At 59.8% G+C, this 15,261-nt stretch carries 10 protein-coding genes; 3 read left to right on the forward strand and 7 right to left on the reverse strand.

Going from position 1 to position 15,261, the window contains the following annotated elements:
• Positions 1 to 19 precede the first annotated feature (19 nt).
• On the reverse strand, positions 20 to 1,393 hold the full coding sequence (locus LG294_RS09260) for a replication-associated recombination protein A (protein ID WP_404285258.1): 1,374 nt from the start codon (positions 1,391 to 1,393) through the stop codon (positions 20 to 22).
• Positions 1,394 to 1,438: 45 nt separating this feature from the next.
• On the opposite strand from LG294_RS09260, the gene dtd reads away from it, so the two are divergent.
• Complete coding sequence (dtd, locus tag LG294_RS09265; RefSeq protein WP_404285259.1) at positions 1,439 to 1,876, forward strand: D-aminoacyl-tRNA deacylase; 438 nt, start codon at positions 1,439 to 1,441, stop codon at positions 1,874 to 1,876.
• Here the strand turns inward: dtd and LG294_RS09270 are convergent.
• From LG294_RS09270 to hisS, 3 genes are all read right to left on the reverse strand, one after another.
• Positions 1,873 to 4,437, reverse strand: a complete 2,565-nt coding sequence (locus tag LG294_RS09270; protein WP_404285260.1) for an AAA family ATPase — start codon at positions 4,435 to 4,437, stop codon at positions 1,873 to 1,875. The genes dtd and LG294_RS09270 overlap by 4 nt on opposite strands.
• Positions 4,438 to 4,638: 201 nt before the next feature.
• On the reverse strand, positions 4,639 to 6,432 hold the full coding sequence (gene aspS, locus LG294_RS09275; RefSeq protein WP_404285261.1) for an aspartate--tRNA ligase: 1,794 nt from the start codon (positions 6,430 to 6,432) through the stop codon (positions 4,639 to 4,641).
• A 72-nt stretch (positions 6,433 to 6,504) separates the two neighbouring features.
• Positions 6,505 to 7,830, reverse strand: a complete 1,326-nt coding sequence (gene hisS, locus LG294_RS09280) for a histidine--tRNA ligase (protein WP_404285262.1) — start codon at positions 7,828 to 7,830, stop codon at positions 6,505 to 6,507.
• Between the two features lie 142 nt (positions 7,831 to 7,972).
• Between hisS and LG294_RS09285 the strand changes: the two genes are divergently transcribed.
• Both LG294_RS09285 and LG294_RS09290 read left to right on the forward strand, forming a co-directional pair.
• The gene (locus LG294_RS09285) at positions 7,973 to 9,331 is read left to right on the forward strand and encodes a DUF349 domain-containing protein (protein ID WP_404285263.1); all 1,359 of its coding nucleotides are present in this window, start codon (positions 7,973 to 7,975) and stop codon (positions 9,329 to 9,331) included.
• 58 nt (positions 9,332 to 9,389) lie between these two features.
• Entirely contained in the window at positions 9,390 to 9,995 is a 606-nt protein-coding gene (locus tag LG294_RS09290; RefSeq protein WP_404285264.1) for a hypothetical protein, read from the forward strand.
• Between the two features lie 60 nt (positions 9,996 to 10,055).
• On the opposite strand, the gene LG294_RS09295 is transcribed toward LG294_RS09290, so the two are convergent.
• The 3 genes from LG294_RS09295 to secD all read right to left on the reverse strand — a co-directional run bounded on the left by LG294_RS09295 (position 10,056) and on the right by secD (position 15,209).
• A complete protein-coding gene (locus tag LG294_RS09295; RefSeq protein ID WP_404285265.1) occupies positions 10,056 to 12,323 on the reverse strand; it encodes a RelA/SpoT family protein in 2,268 nt (755 codons plus the stop codon).
• A 221-nt stretch (positions 12,324 to 12,544) separates the two neighbouring features.
• Positions 12,545 to 13,519, reverse strand: a complete 975-nt coding sequence (gene secF / locus LG294_RS09300) for a protein translocase subunit SecF (protein ID WP_404285266.1) — start codon at positions 13,517 to 13,519, stop codon at positions 12,545 to 12,547.
• Complete coding sequence (gene secD, locus LG294_RS09305) at positions 13,512 to 15,209, reverse strand: protein translocase subunit SecD (RefSeq protein ID WP_404285267.1); 1,698 nt, start codon at positions 15,207 to 15,209, stop codon at positions 13,512 to 13,514. The genes secF and secD overlap by 8 nt, the downstream gene beginning before the upstream one ends.
• Positions 15,210 to 15,261 lie beyond the last annotated feature (52 nt).

Raw genomic sequence — 15,261 nt, forward strand, 5'->3', positions numbered from 1 at the left:
TGACCTGTAACGAAGCTCGCTAACGTTTCTTCTTGTCCTTGCCCCGAATGATCTCGCGCAGCCTTGCCAGCCGATCGGCCAGCGAACGCTCCACTCCGTTGGCGGTCGGGCGGTAGTAGTTGGTACCGAGCAGATCGTCGGGCAAGTACTGCTGGCTGGCGATCGAGTGCGGGGCATCGTGCGAGTAGATGTAGCCGACCCCATGGCCTAGTTGCTTGGCCCCCGGATAGTGCGCGTCGCGCAGGTGATCGGGAACCAAGGAGCCTTTGCCTGCCTGCACATCGGCGATGGCCTCATTGATCGCGGTGTAGGCGGCGTTGGATTTCGGTGCCGTGGCCAGGTGCACGGTGGCATGTCCGAGGATCAGCTGGGCTTCGGGCATGCCGATCAGCTGCACCGATTGCGCGGCGGCCACCGCCAGCGGCAGGGCGGTCGGATCGGCCATGCCGATATCCTCCGAGGCGCTGATCATCAGCCTGCGGGCGATGAACCGCGGGTCTTCCCCGGCCGAAAGCATGCGCGCCAGATAGTGCAGGGCAGCATCCACGTCAGAGCCGCGGATCGACTTGATGAATGCGGAGATGATGTCGTAATGCTGGTCCCCATCCTTGTCATAGCGCTGCACTGCCTGGTCCATGGCCAGCTGCACATGCTCGTCCCCGATGTTTATCGGCGGCTTCGCCGAAGTCCCGGCGGCGTTCCAGGCCACCGCGCCGGCGGCCTCCAGCACCGTGAGCGAACGGCGGGCATCGCCCTGGGCCAAGCGCACGATCGCGTCGCGCTGCTCGAGCGGCAGGATCACCTGCGCATCGAAGCCACGCTCGTCGTTAACCGCCCGCTCCAGCAGCGCCGCCACATCCGCGTCGGTCAGCGGGCGCAGGGTCAGCAGCAGGGAGCGCGAGAGCAGCGGCGAAATCACCGAGAAGGACGGGTTTTCGGTGGTAGCCGCGACGAGCACCACCACCCGGTTCTCCACCCCGGGCAGCAGCGCATCCTGCTGGGCCTTGTTGAAGCGGTGGATCTCGTCGAGGAAGAGCACGGTGGTGATTCCGCGCAGGTCGCGGTCGTCCTTGGCTTGCTCGATCACCCGGCGCACGTCCTTCACCCCGGCGGTGATCGCCGAGAGCTCGACGAATTTGCGGTCGGTCGCCCGGGCGATCACGTGCGCGATGGTGGTCTTGCCGATGCCCGGCGGGCCATAGAGGATCACGCTGGCCGGGCCCGCCAACCCGGTGTCCGGATGTTCGGCGAGCTGCCGCAGCGGGGAACCGGGCCCCAGCAGATGCTGCTGGCCGACCAGTTCGTCCAGCGTCTTGGGGCGCATGCGCACCGCTAGCGGCGGGCGCGGGCGCTTGATCGAACCGTCGTCCAGGGCATCCAGCAAATCGTTCACTCCCCCAGCCTACCGATACTCTGGTAGCTGCGAAGAAAGGATCACATGCGCGCAGTATTACAACGAGCCAGCCGGGCCAGTGTTGAAGTCGAGGGTTCGATCGTCGGGCAGCTGCCCAGCCCGGGCCTTGTGGTGCTCTTGGGCATCACGCATGAAGACGAGCAGGCCACCGCACGCAAGGTGGCGCAGAAGATCTACGGGCTGCGCATCCTGGAGGATGAGGCAAGCTGCGAATCAATCGCCGCCCCGCTGCTGGTGATCAGCCAATTCACGCTCTACGCCTCGGTGCGCAAGGGCCGGCGCCCCTCGTGGTCGGCCGCGGCGCCCGGCGCGCACAGCGAACCACTCTACGAGTATTTCGTGGACTACCTGCGTGGACTCGGCGCCGGCGTGCAGACCGGGGTGTTCGGCGCGATGATGGAGGTCAACCTCACAAATTCCGGCCCGTTCACGGTGATCGTGGATTCCGCCGAGCTGGCCTAGCTGCCTGTACCCATCGAAGCGGAATCGGTTTCCACGCTGACTGCAACATCTGAATCGCGCCTGGAGTCAATCGGTAAACGTAAATAATCATTAATCCATTGCTCCAAATCTTTGCTGGACTCTACCGTTAGATAGTGGCTCATATGATGAGGTTGCAATGCAGACATCAGCGCCAGAATCTTCCTGGCAACAATCACCTGCTCATTACGTTCAATTGTCGACGCCGCCCCGAAATCCGCCAATGACAGCATTCTATCTTTCTGATGACTCCCACCGTGCATAACAGAGACCAAAGCTTGGCGTATAGGTACAGATAAGGTACCAATCCCAAGGGCTTCATATGCTTTTATGATCGCAGAGGAGGTGATGCTCTTTTGGCCGTAGATAAATACGCCGAATGCTTCGAATACTCGTCTTAACGCGTTTCCAATACTGATGGCTTCTAACTCTGACTCATGTGGTGTTTCATGATCTTGAGCAAAGTTGTAAATAAACTTAAGGAGCGTCCTGTACTCGTGTAGAGGCTCGTCAAATGATTTTCCTCCTTCGCGAAGCGAAACCTGAATTTCATCATTATTGCCGGTGTTTCGAAGTAACCACGGAACAACTTTCCAAGTATCTTTCGTTTCGTCAGCTATCTGTTCGAGAATTGCCTTCGAAGTCTTTCCTAAATCTTGGAAGATTCCAACGTCATGTGTCAGCATCAGGATTTTCAATCCTCTAGCTGATTGCAACAGGCCTCCGCATTGACTCTCAATGAAGCTAAGAATACCAACACGGTTGTCTACGTCTACGCTAGAAATTGGATCGTCGAGCACCAGCATGGTCTTATTCAAGTCAAGATCTTCAGTAATACATTGCCGTAGGAGAGTAAAGTAATAGCATAAGGCGAGAATGTTCCGCTCACCTACTGATAGTCTGTGTGGCTTTAAGTACCGCCCTCTGCTTTTAATACGGAATTTTCCTGACGCTAATATGTCGCCATCAACAACGATTTTCAATCTACTTGAATCAGCAAAAACCGTAGCAATGTTCCGGTTAATTTCGTCAGCGGCAACTCCTTCGCTTCGTAAAGCCGATGTTAATTTAGCCACTTCTACATCGCAACGTTCTAATTCCCGCTTATACCCATCTACGTAACGTAGCTTGCTTGTCGCTTCTTCCGTGGCATGTTCGTAAGAACTGAGCGATACTTTGACTTCAGCTCTAGTTAGGCGGTCATTAGTAACAAGCGCTTTTCGCTCTAGCTTTCGAACGTTATTCACATTTTCGTTCCATTTGATCTTCTTAGACCCAAGTGTCGACAGATCCTTATGAAGCGTCATAAGCAATGTATGGATCTTAGAAAAATCGACATCCATCGGGGAGTACAAGCGATTCTTTTTGGCCTGAACGGACATATTCCACTCGCGAATGACCTGATCGATCTCTGCAACAAGTCTCTGAATTTTTTCTCCGAGGAGTTCATCCAAAAGATACAGACTTCTACTTAATTCGATTTCTAACTTTCGAACAAGACGCTTGTCCAGCTTTGCAAGAAATAACTTTGCCGGTTCGTCGACGGCTGCCGCAATAGCGTCCAATAGGAGCTTTCTGTGATCCTCACTTACTGCTTGCTGGCACAAGGGACAATGCGTTGGGTGCTCATTCTCAAAAATCTTTTTAGCTTCGCTTACGAGAGCTCCATGATGCTCGAGGGCGAAAGCCACTTGTTTCGATAAGCCCTCACCGGTCGGCGCATCAAGGAAAGCAGCAAATATTTGGTCGTTAAATATTGCTTGTAATCCGTCCAGATCGAATGTCGGTACATTTTCGACAATCAGGTCTCCACTTCGGCTACTTTGCAGTTCAGCTTCCGCAATTTGAAACGCATTTCGCAACTCATCTATGGTTTCGGCGGGCAAGGGCATACTTGAAAATCTGTCCAGAACTTGCTTATTGACTCGAGAATTATTACGGTTCCCCTTTATCCTCCGTTCCCGTTCGGCCCACCCTTTACGTAATTGATCTGAGAGCGCTGCCTCTGACCTCGATACGACATTAAGTGCTGCCTCATATACCGAGGCACTTTCCTCACACTGCTTATCGATCCCGTTTCGGCGGTCGATAGCCTGATCGAGATCATCCTGAGCCTGCCCTGACTTACCAAAGAGCACCAGCGCACGTATTCCGTCGTCCTGGATCCTTACGTTGCTTTCAATGAAACTTTCGTTGAAGACAAGTGTTTGCGCTATAGCCTGCGCTGGAATTGTTTTTTCGTTCTGTCCGCCAACCAGGAGAGTCGACGTGAAATCAATTTCGTGGTCAGATTCATCGATTTCCTGGCGTTCAACTGAATATTGGGCAAAACCTTCCCCAATAGTCGTCTTGCCAGATCCATTTCGCCCGAATACAACAGAAATTCTCTGGTTCCGCTCTGGAAAGAAAGTAAGTTTTGTTGGTTCAACTATTCCGCGACCGCAAAGTTCAATACCAGTAATCATCAATACCATTTTTCTTTTCAAGTCAGCTTGAGCTAGTTGTGCCCAAAGAGGCGTGAAATGCTTTTCACTAGTAAACATAACAAATTCCATAAGTGAAGATGAATATCCGACCTAATATGACCGTTTCATTCACTAGCCAGAAAATACTAAAGTCATCTGTCGCTCAGCGATATTTCGAATGCGAATGAAAAACCAAAAGCCAAGCTGTATCCCAATGGGAACAACTTGGCTTTTGATAATCTTCCATGTCAGGCTTTTAGCCTGATTCCGGTTATCTAGTTACTTCGCTTCGGCCACAGGGGCCTCGGCCTTCTTCTTTTCGGCCTTGAAGTCGATTCCGGCTTCCTTGCGCTGCTGCGCGGTGATCGGCGCAGGAGCCTGGGTCAGCGGATCGAATCCGCCACCGGTCTTCGGGAAGGCGATGACGTCGCGGATCGACTCGGAACCGGTGAGCAGCTGCAGCACGCGGTCCCAACCCAACGCGATGCCGCCATGCGGTGGGGCGCCGAACTTGAAGCCTTCCAGCAGGAAGCCGAACTGAGTCTGCGCCTGCTCGTCGCTGACACCCATCAGCTTGAAGACACGCTCCTGCACGTCGCGCTGGTGGATACGGATCGAGCCGCCGCCGATTTCGTTGCCGTTGCAGACGATGTCGTAGGCGTAGGACAGCGCCGAACCCGGGTCCGTATCGAAGGTGTCCATGAACTCTGGCTTCGGGCTGGTGAATGCGTGGTGCACTGCGGTCCAGGCACCGGCGCCCACCGCAACGTCGCCGGAAGCGACCGCCGCGGAGGCTGGCTCGAACATCGGAGCGTCAACGATCCATACGAAGGCCCAGTCGCCGTCCTTGATCAGGCCGGTGCGGTGGCCGATCTCCACGCGTACCGAACCGAGCAGCGCCCGGGATTCGGCCTTGTCGCCGGCGGAGAAGAAGATGCAGTCACCGGGCTTCGCGCCGGTAGCCTGAGCCAAGCCGGCTTTCTCCTCATCGGAGAGGTTCTTCGCTACCGGACCGGCCAGCTCGCCGTCTTCCTTCAGCAGCACGTAGGCAAGTCCCTTCGCGCCGCGCTGCTTGGCGAATTCCTGCCAAGCATCCAGAGTGCGACGCGGCTGCGCGGCGCCACCGGGCATAACCACGGAGCCGACGTAAGCGGACTGGAACACCTTGAAGGAAGTGTTGGCGAAGTACTCGGTCATCTCGGTCAGTTCCAGGCCGAAGCGCAGATCCGGCTTGTCCGAACCGTACTTGGCCATTGCCTCCGCGTACGCCATGCGGCGGATCGGGGTCGGGACCTGAACGTCGATCAACGACCAGATTTCCTTGACCAGCTTCTCGCCGAGCTCGATGATGTCATCTTCCTCGACGAAGGAAGCTTCGATATCCAGCTGGGTGAATTCCGGCTGGCGGTCCGCACGAAAGTCCTCATCGCGGTAGCAGCGCGCGATCTGGTAGTACTTCTCGAAGCCGCCGACCTGCAATAGCTGCTTGAACAGCTGCGGGGACTGCGGCAGCGCGTACCAGGCACCCGGGCTCAGGCGGGCGGGCACGACGAAGTCGCGGGCGCCTTCCGGAGTGGAGCGGGTCAGCGTCGGGGTTTCGATCTCGACGAAGCCCTCATCGTGCAACAGGTTGCGCGCCGCCCGGTTGACCTCGGAGCGCAGACGCAGGTTGCGCGTGGGAGTTGGACGACGCAAATCCAGGTAGCGGTGGCGCAGACGCGCTTCCTCGCCGACCTCAACGTGCTCATCGATCTGGAAAGGCAGCGCCGCGGCGGTGTTCAAGACGATTACCTCATCGGCAATCACTTCGATCTCACCACTTGGCAGGTTCGGGTTCTCGTTGCCTTCCGGGCGACGCTCAACCTTGCCCTTGATCTGCAGCACGAATTCATTGCGCAGCGGGTGGAAGTCCTCTTCGTCGCGCACCACGATCTGTGCGAAGCCCGAGGCATCGCGCAAATCGAGGAACGCCACACCACCGTGGTCGCGTCGACGAGCGACCCAACCGGTGAGGGTGACCTGCTGTCCAATGTGCTCGGCGCGGAGTTCGCCCAGCTGATGAGTGCGTAGCACTACGATCCTTTCGGTCGGTTGAGACTTGAAATCTCTTCAGTTCTTCTCGATGACGAGTTTAGTGCACCGTAACTAGTTAACGGTGTTGTACAGATCTTCGGCCGGCGGCTGCCAGGTGGCGGCATCCGCGTTGACCTGCTCGCCGGAGCGGATGTCCTTCACCTCGTGGGTGCCGTCTTCCTGGGTGAACCAGACGAACGGAATCCCGCGGCGGTCAGCGTACTTGATCTGCTTGCCGAACTTCTCGGCGCTGGAAGCCACCTCGCAGGCGATCCCGCGGGCACGCAGCGACGCGGCCACGTCCTGCGCCTGGTGCCAGGAATCCGCGTTGGCCAAGGTGACATATACCACCGAAGGCACGCTGCGCGCGGCGCTGACCAGCTCTTCGGCGAGGATGCGCGAGATCAGCCGGGTGACGCCGATGGACAGGCCCACTCCCGGGTAGTTCTTCTTGCCCTTGGAAGCCAGCGACTCGTAGCGACCGCCGGAGCAGATCGAGCCCAGGGACTCATGTCCGACGAGCACCGTCTCGTAGACGGTGCCGGTGTAGTAATCCAGGCCGCGGGCGATGGACAAGTCAGCCATGACCTTGCCCGGCGCACGCTTGGAGGCGGCGTCGATGACCTGGGCGAGCTCATCGAGCCCGGTGTCCAGCAATTCGTGCTCTACGCCCAGGGCGCGCACCTGCTCGACGAAACCGGTGTCCAGGGTGCGGATCGCCGCCAATGCCAGCGCGGCGCGGGCCTGCTCTTCGCTGGCTCCGACCTCGGTGACCAACAGCTGCGCGACCGCGTCCTCCCCGATCTTCTCCAGCTTGTCGATGGCGCGTAGCACCGCATCCGGATCGGCCAGACCCAGCCCGCGGTAGAAGCCCTCGGCCAGCTTGCGGTTGTTCACGCGCAGCCGGAAATCGCCAATAGGCAGGGCGGAGAGCGCGTCCGCGATGGTCAGCGCGAGCTCCACATCGTAGCTGAAGGGCAAGGTCCCCTCGCCGACAACGTCGATATCCGCCTGGGTGAATTCGCGGAAGCGGCCGTCCTGCGGGCGTTCGCCGCGCCAGACCTTCTGCATCTGGTAGCGGCGGAAGGGGAAGGCCAGGTGGCCGGCGTTCTCCACCACATAGCGGGCGAAGGGCACGGTCAGGTCGAAGTGCAGGGCCAGCGCGTTGGGGTCGTTCTTGTCATCGGCCTCTGCGGCCAACCGGGAAAGCCCGTAGACTTCCTTGTCGATTTCGCCCTTGCGCAGCAGCTGCCCGCGGGTTTCCACCGCGCGCGTTTCGATATTTGCGAACCCATGGAGTTCGAAGGTGCGACGCAAGGTGTCCAGCACATGCTGTTCGACCGCCCGCTCGGCTGGAAGCCATTCGGGGAAACCTGATAATGAGGCCTTGCGTGCCATGAAACTCCTTAGTACAAAATGGTTGCCCATCTATCCTACGACGCAACACATTGGATTACTGTGCACGTCGGCTTACTAAGAAACGGAGGTCACAGGTAGAGTAACCTCTAGCAAGTGATCAGTTAGCGAAAGAGTTTCAGCGGTGACCACCAGTCAGAAATCCGACGACAGCCCGAACATCCCCTTGCCACAGGCCCATAAGCCAGTGGCAAAGCCGGTAGTGGCTCAGCCCGTCGACCACAGCACTCCCCTCGAAGAAGCGGCCAAATTTGCCCGTGTGACCGACGATGGGCACGTGTTTGTCATCATCGACGGCACCGAGCATCCGGTCGGGCAGTACCCGGACGCCAGCGAAGAAGAGGCCCTGGCTTACTTCGTGCGCAAGTACGATGACGTCGTTTCGCAGCTGATGCTGCTCGAACAGCGTGTAGCGGCCAAGGCGCCCAGCGGCGACATGCCTAAAACCCTCGATACCCTCGCAGCTACCTTGGCCGAACGCCACCTGGTCGGCGATATCCGCGCCGTCGAGGCGCGGATCGAGTCCCTGCGCGCCGCGGTGAGCACCCTGGCCGCCGCGCAGCGCCAGGCAAATGAGGCGGCCCGCGCCGAGCAGCTCAAGGTCCGCGAAGGACTTGTCGAGCAGGCCGAGGCCCTGGCCGAGAAGCGTCCCGAGCAGATTCAGTGGAAGACCGCGTCTTCCGCGATGAACGACCTGTTCGACACGTGGAAGGAAACCCAGCGTTCCTCCGTGCGCTTGCCGCGCGCTACCGAAGATGCCCTGTGGAAGCGTTTCCGCGCCGCCCGCACCACCTTCGACCGGCACCGCCGCGCCTACTTCTCCCAGCTGGACGCGACCAACTCGCAGGCCAAGACCGTCAAGGAAGAGCTGATCGCCCGCGCCGAAGCGCTGGCGAGCTCCACCGACTGGGCAGGCACCGCCGCCGAGTACCGCAAGCTCATGGACGAGTGGAAGAAGTCCCGCCGCGCCTCGCGCAAGGACGACGACGCACTGTGGAGCCGCTTCCGGGCCGCGCAGGATGTGTTCTTCCAGGCTCGCGCCGCCGAAAACGCTAAGGTCGACGCCGAATACGCGCAGAACCTCATCGTGAAGGAGGCCCTGCTCGAAGAGGCCCGCGCCCTGCTGCCGGTGAAGGATCTGACCATCACCAAGCAGAAGCTGGATGCGATCCGCGGCCGCTGGGAAGAGGCAGGCAAGGTTCCGCGTGCGGATCTGCAGCGTGTCGAATCGGCGCTGCGCCAGGTCGAAGAAGGCGTCAAGGGCGCCGAGGACGAGCAGTGGCGCCGGTCGAACCCGGAGACCAAGGCCCGCTCGAATTCGATGCTCACCCAGCTGCAGGAAACCATCGCTGCCCTCGAAGCGGATCTTGAATCGGCGAAGAAGCAGGGCAATGCCAAGCGGATCGCCAAGGCGCAGGAAGCCTTGGACGCCCGCCAGATGTGGTTGAACACCCTGGAGAAGTCCTCTGCCGACCTAGAGTAGAATCCACAATTCGATAGAACACCCCCTACGCGGCGGCGCTTGCTGGTTCAGTAGCTTCATGGAGAAAGTTACGAGACAGCGCGTCGCCGCGTTGCGTATCCCCGAAGACCTGTTCATAGTCGGCGAACCCTTCACCCGCAATGAGCTCGGCGCCATGGAAACCCATGGGCTGCTGCGCGAATCCATTGGCGGGTGCTTTGTGGAGACCAGGTTCCGTTATGACTCGAGCGCGCGGGCGCGTATCGCCGCGTTCGTCTCCGGTCGCCAGCTGGGCAAGAGCGATGTGCTTTGCCAGCAGACCGCCGCGTGGATCCATGGCTTGCTGCCCCACGTGAATACTGTCTGCATTTCTTCGGCTGCCTATCATCGGCCGTATCGGCCCGGAAACGGGCTGAGCTTCGAATTCGTGCAGCTAGCGATCGAGGAGGCCGATGTGGTGAATCGGCAGCGGGTGAAACTCACCGGATTGCTGCGCACGGTGTGCGACGTGGCCTGCTTTGACCCGTTGCCCATTGCGACGAGCGTGTTCAACCAGATGCAGCGGCTCGATGATCCGTTTCTGAACCTGGCCGCCGTCGGCGAACGGCTCGCCCAGCTCGATTCAGCTCCCCCGGTGGAACGCGCGCTGCGGCTGGTCCAGTCCTACCAGGCGCGAGCGGCCTAAAACCAACGCCGCCACCGGTTGCGCTTTCGCGTCTCGGTGGCGGCGTTCGTTGCACGCGGCTTACCGGCGGCTGCCGGCGGTGGTGCGGTACACGTCGTATACCCCGTCGATGCGGCGGACCTGATTGAGCACGTGGCTCAGGAACTTCGGATCGCCCATCTCGAAGGAGAAGCGGGAGATCGCTACGCGTTCGCGGCTGGTCTGCACGCTGGCCGAGAGGATGTTCAGGTGGCTCTCGGAGAGGATCCGGGTGACATCTGAAAGCAGCGACTTGCGGTCCAGCGCCTCAACTTGAATTTCGACCACGAACACCCCGTGGTGCTTATCCGTCCAGGAGACCGCGACCAGCCGATCCGGCTGCTGGGCCAACTGAGCCAGGTTCAGGCAGTCGGTGCGGTGCACCGAGACGCCGGCGCCTCGGGTGACGAAGCCTTCGATCTCATCCGGAGGCACCGGGGTGCAGCAGCGGGCCAGCTTGACCAGCACGTCGCCCACGCCCTGGACGATGACGCCCGCGTCGTTGCCTGTGGTGGGCTTGGCGAGGCTCGGGTTGACCGTGACTTCCTCATCGACCTGTTCGCCCGCAGGCGGGCCGGTGAGCGCCACCAGATGCTCGATGACGTTCTGCGCACTGGTATGCCCATCGCCCACCGACTGGTAGAGCGCCGAAATGTCCACATGGTGCAGGTTCGTGGATACCGTGGTGAGCAGCTCGTGGGTCATCAGCCGCTGCAGCGGCAGCTGATTGCGGCGCAGCTCCTTGGTGAGCAGCTCCTTGCCCTTTTCGATCGCCTCTTCGCGGCGTTCCTTGCTGAAGTAGGCGCGGATCTTCGCCTTGGCGCGCGGAGACTTGACGAAGTTCTGCCAGTCTTGGGATGGACCTGCGTCTTCGGCCTTGGAGGTGAAGACCTCCACCACATCGCCCTGCTTCAATTCCGTATGCAGCGGAACGAGTTTGCCGTTCACCCGTGAACCGATGGTGCGGTGGCCTACATCGGTGTGGATGGAGTAGGCGAAGTCGATCGGCGTCGCCCCGACCGGCAGCGACATGATGTCGCCCTTCGGGGTGAACACGTAGACTTCGGCGGAGTTGATGGTGTAGCGCAAGCCGTCGAGGAATTCTTCGGAATCGGTGGTGTCTTCCTGCCACTCCATCAAGGAGCGCAGCCATTCCATGTTCTTCTCCGCGGAGAGCATCGAGTCCCCACGCTCCCCGTGCTTGTACTGGAAGTGCGCGGCCACCCCGTTTTCGGCGTGCAGGTGCATTTCGTGGGTGCGGATCTGGATTTCGACCGGCTTGCCTTCGGGGCCCATCACCGTGGTGTGCAGCGATTGGTAGAGGTTCAGCTTCGGCAGCGCGATGTAGTCCTTGAACCGTCCAGGCAGCGGATTCCATTCGGCGTGCACCACGCCCAATGCGCCGTAGCAGTCCTTCACCGAGTCGACGGTGATGCGCACGCCCATGAGGTCGTGGATGTCGTCGAAGTCCTTGCCGCGAACGATCATTTTCTGGTAGATCGAGTAGTAGTGCTTCGGGCGCCCGGTCACCGAGGCGTGCACGTTCAGCTCGCCAAGTTTGCCGTTCAGCCGTTCGCGGAGGCTGGCTAAGTACTTTTCACGCTCCGGGGTGCGGTCCCCCACCATGCGCACGATCTCTTGATACACCTTGGGATGCAAGGCGGCGAAAGAGAGGTCTTCCAGTTCCCATTTGACCGCGTTCATGCCCAGGCGATGCGCTAGCGGCGCGAAGATCTCCAGGGTTTCCTTCGCCTTGCGGGAGCTGGACTCCGGGGACACGTAGCGCCAGGTGCGCGCGTTGTGCAGGCGGTCTGCGAGTTTGATCAGCAGCACGCGGATGTCGCGGGACATCGCGACCACCATTTTGCGGACGGTCTCGGCCGGAGCCGCGTCCCCATAGGTGACCTTGTCGAGCTTGGTGACGCCGTCCACGAGCATCGCGATTTCTTCGGAGAACTCCTTGGTGACCGACTCCAGCGAATAGTCGGTGTCCTCCACGGTGTCGTGCAGCAGCGCGGCGGCGAGGATCGACCCGGTCATTCCCATTTCCGCAAGGATCGTCGCTACCGCCACCGGGTGGGTGATGTAGGGGTCACCGCTTTTGCGCTTTTGTCCCTCATGGTGCTTCTCGGCCACCTCGTAGGCGTGGATCAGCAGGTCCAGATCCGCCTTGGGATGTTTGGACTTCACCGTGCGCAGCAGCGGCTCTAATGTCGGCGAGGTGCTCGGTGTGCTACCTCGGCCCGCAAAACGTACTAGGCGTGAGATCGAGCGCCGCTTCGAATTGTTCAGGTTCGGCGTGTTTGCCATGCCTCGCTCCTTCCCACCGTCACCGGTCATAACGGTGCTAGGTGCCAAGCTTGTGATGCCGGCTCCATGCAATGTTTTAGTTCATTCGTTATAGCACGTTCGCGCGGTGACAACTAATTACGCAAACTTTTCCGAGACCAAAAAGTGCCCCGGATCGAAGGATCCGAGGCACTTCCCGTTCAGCTTATCCGCACGGATTGTGTGGGAAAGCGATTTGCTGCTTAGGCGTCGAGCGTTTCCATCTTCTTGTTGTGCTTGCGCACATCCTCGTCGCGATGGCGCAGCCAGTTATACATCGGCGCCTGGACGAACAGCGTGGATAGCGCCGAGATGATGATACCGACGAACAATGCCAGCGACAGGTCCTTCAGCGTACCGGCGCCCAACAGGTAGGAGCCGATGAACAGAATCGCCGCGACCGGCAGCACCGCCACCACCGAGGTGTTGATCGAGCGCACCAGCGTCTGGTTCACCGCGAGGTTCACCAGCTGCTGGAAGGTGCGCTTCTGCTGCTGTGCAAAGTCCTTGGTATTTTCGCGGACCTTGTCGAACACCACCACCGTGTCGTAAAGCGAATAGCTCAGAATCGTCAGGAAGCCGATGATCGCGCTGGGGGTAATCTCAAAACCGGATATCGAATAGATTCCGGCGGTGATGATGATAACCACGAACAGGCCGACGATTGCCGCTACCGACATCTTCCAGGTGCGGAAGTACGCGGCCATCAGCAATCCGACGAGCACCACGAACACCAGCAGGCCAAGCATTGCCTGGCGTGAGACGTCCTGTCCCCAGGTCGGACCGATGAAGTTACTGGTCACCTCGCTGGATTCCACCCCGTAGGATGCAGCCAGCTCGCCGGCCACCGCGATGGTCTGGTCATCGCTGAGCAGTTCGGTCTGCACGCGCATGGTGCCCGGCGCGATATTCGTGACGGTAGCTTCGGCGCCGGAAGCGGCGCTCTTCACCACTTCTTCGCCAAGGCCGATGTCGGTATTCTCCACTCCGGAAACCATGAATTCCGAGCCACCGCGGAAATCGATGCCAAGGTTGAAGCCGCCCTTGACCACCGGAACCAGAATCGAAGCGATCACCAGGATCGCGGCGATCAGGAACCACATGCGGTGCTTCTGCGTGAACGGGTAGGAACGCTTCCCGGTGTAGAGCTCATTGCCCCACTCTGCGAGCTTATTCATTATTCTCCTCCCGGTTTGCTTCGGCACGGCGGCGTTCGGCGATGGTCATGCGCTTGGCAGCCTCACCGCTCGCCTTGGAGTTCTTCTTGCCCCGGTTCGCTTCCACGTTTTCGTTGAAACGGCGGACCTTGCCAGCGCCGCGGTACAGCGGCACCACACCGAGCAAGGACGGATCCAGCCCGGAGAGGCGGTGTCCGTCGGCAAAGAACTTCGTTCGCGCCAGCAGCATCAGCGTCGGGTGGGTCAAACCGTAAACAACGATGAGGTCGATGATTGCGGTCAGGCCCAAGGTGAAGGCGAAGCCTCGCACGTTGCCCACCGCCACCACGTAGAGCACGACGGCTGCAAGCACGTTGACCGCTTTGGAAGCCAGGATGGTCCGCTTAGCGCGGGACCAGCCCACGTCCACGGCGCTTGCCAGCGAGCGGCCATCGCGCAACTCATCACGCACACGTTCGAAGTACACGATGAAGGAGTCGGCGATCAAGCCGATCGCGACGATCAGACCCGCCACACCCGCCAGGGACAGGCGATAGTTCATCGCCCAGCCAAGCAACACGATCGCCAGGTAGGTGAGCACGCCGGAAACCAGCAGCGACATGATCGTCACCAGGCCCAGTGCGCGGTATTGGAAGAGGGAGTAGATGAACACCAGGACCAGGCCGATGACACCGGCGATGAGGCCGGCCTTGAGCTGGTCGCCACCGAGGGTGGCGGAAACCTGCTGCTCGGACTGGATCTCGAAGCTGATCGGCAGTGCGCCGTATTTCAGCTGCTGAGCCAGCGCTTGGGCGGACTCTTCGGTGAAACCGCCAGAGATCTGCGGGCGGCCATCGGAGATCACCGCGTTGGTGGTCGGGGCCGAGATGACCGTTCCATCGAGCACGATTGCGAACTGGTTCTGCGAACCTTGCAAGGCGATCAGACGCTGGGTGGTTCCCGCGAAGGTATCGGCACCCTGGCTATTGAACTCGATCACTACGACCCATTCGCCGGTGACCGCACCCTGCACGCCACGAGCCAGGTTGGCGTAGGCGTCAGAAATCTGGTCGCCCGGGATTTCCTGCGGGCCGAGAATATACTTCACGCCCTGGCGCGGGTCGCAGGAAATCGTTGGCTTGGTAGGATCCTGCTCGGTGGTTTCACGCTCCGCCAGCACCGTAGGGCAGTCGTAGGCTTCAAACTCCTTGTAGAGCTCTTTGGTGATCCAGTTGGTATCCGAAGGGTTCTCCGGTTCGCCATTTGGTTCTGGCACATCCGCATCGGGGGTGAGCTGTTCCTTGGGCGTCGCCTCGAAGGCACCGGTGATCAGCACCGGACGGAACTCCATATTGGCCGAAGCCTGAATCAGCTCGCGGGTTTCGGCATCCGGGGTACCGGGCATCGAAACGACGACGTTGCGCCCGGACTGGGTGGTGATTTCCGTTTCGGAAACGCCCGAGCCGGCTACACGCTGGCGGATGATCTCCACCGCCTGGTCCAGCTGCTCCTGGCCGATGTTTTCGTCACCCTTGACCCGCGGGGCCAGAATCATCTGGGTGCCGCCTTCAAGGTCTAGCGCAAGCTTTGGGGCGGCACTGGTCTGGCCCGTCGATACACCAGCAACCAGAACTCCGGTTGCGATGATGAAGACGACCAGCAACCACAGCAACGCCTTGCGTGCCTGTTTTACAGGTCCAATTGATGACATCTATTGTGCTTTCTTGAACTGGTGGCGTGATAGTCAACCACCGCGATGGTGC

Source organism: Glutamicibacter arilaitensis (assembly GCF_044793945.1).
GTDB classification, from domain to species: domain Bacteria; phylum Actinomycetota; class Actinomycetes; order Actinomycetales; family Micrococcaceae; genus Glutamicibacter; species Glutamicibacter arilaitensis_B.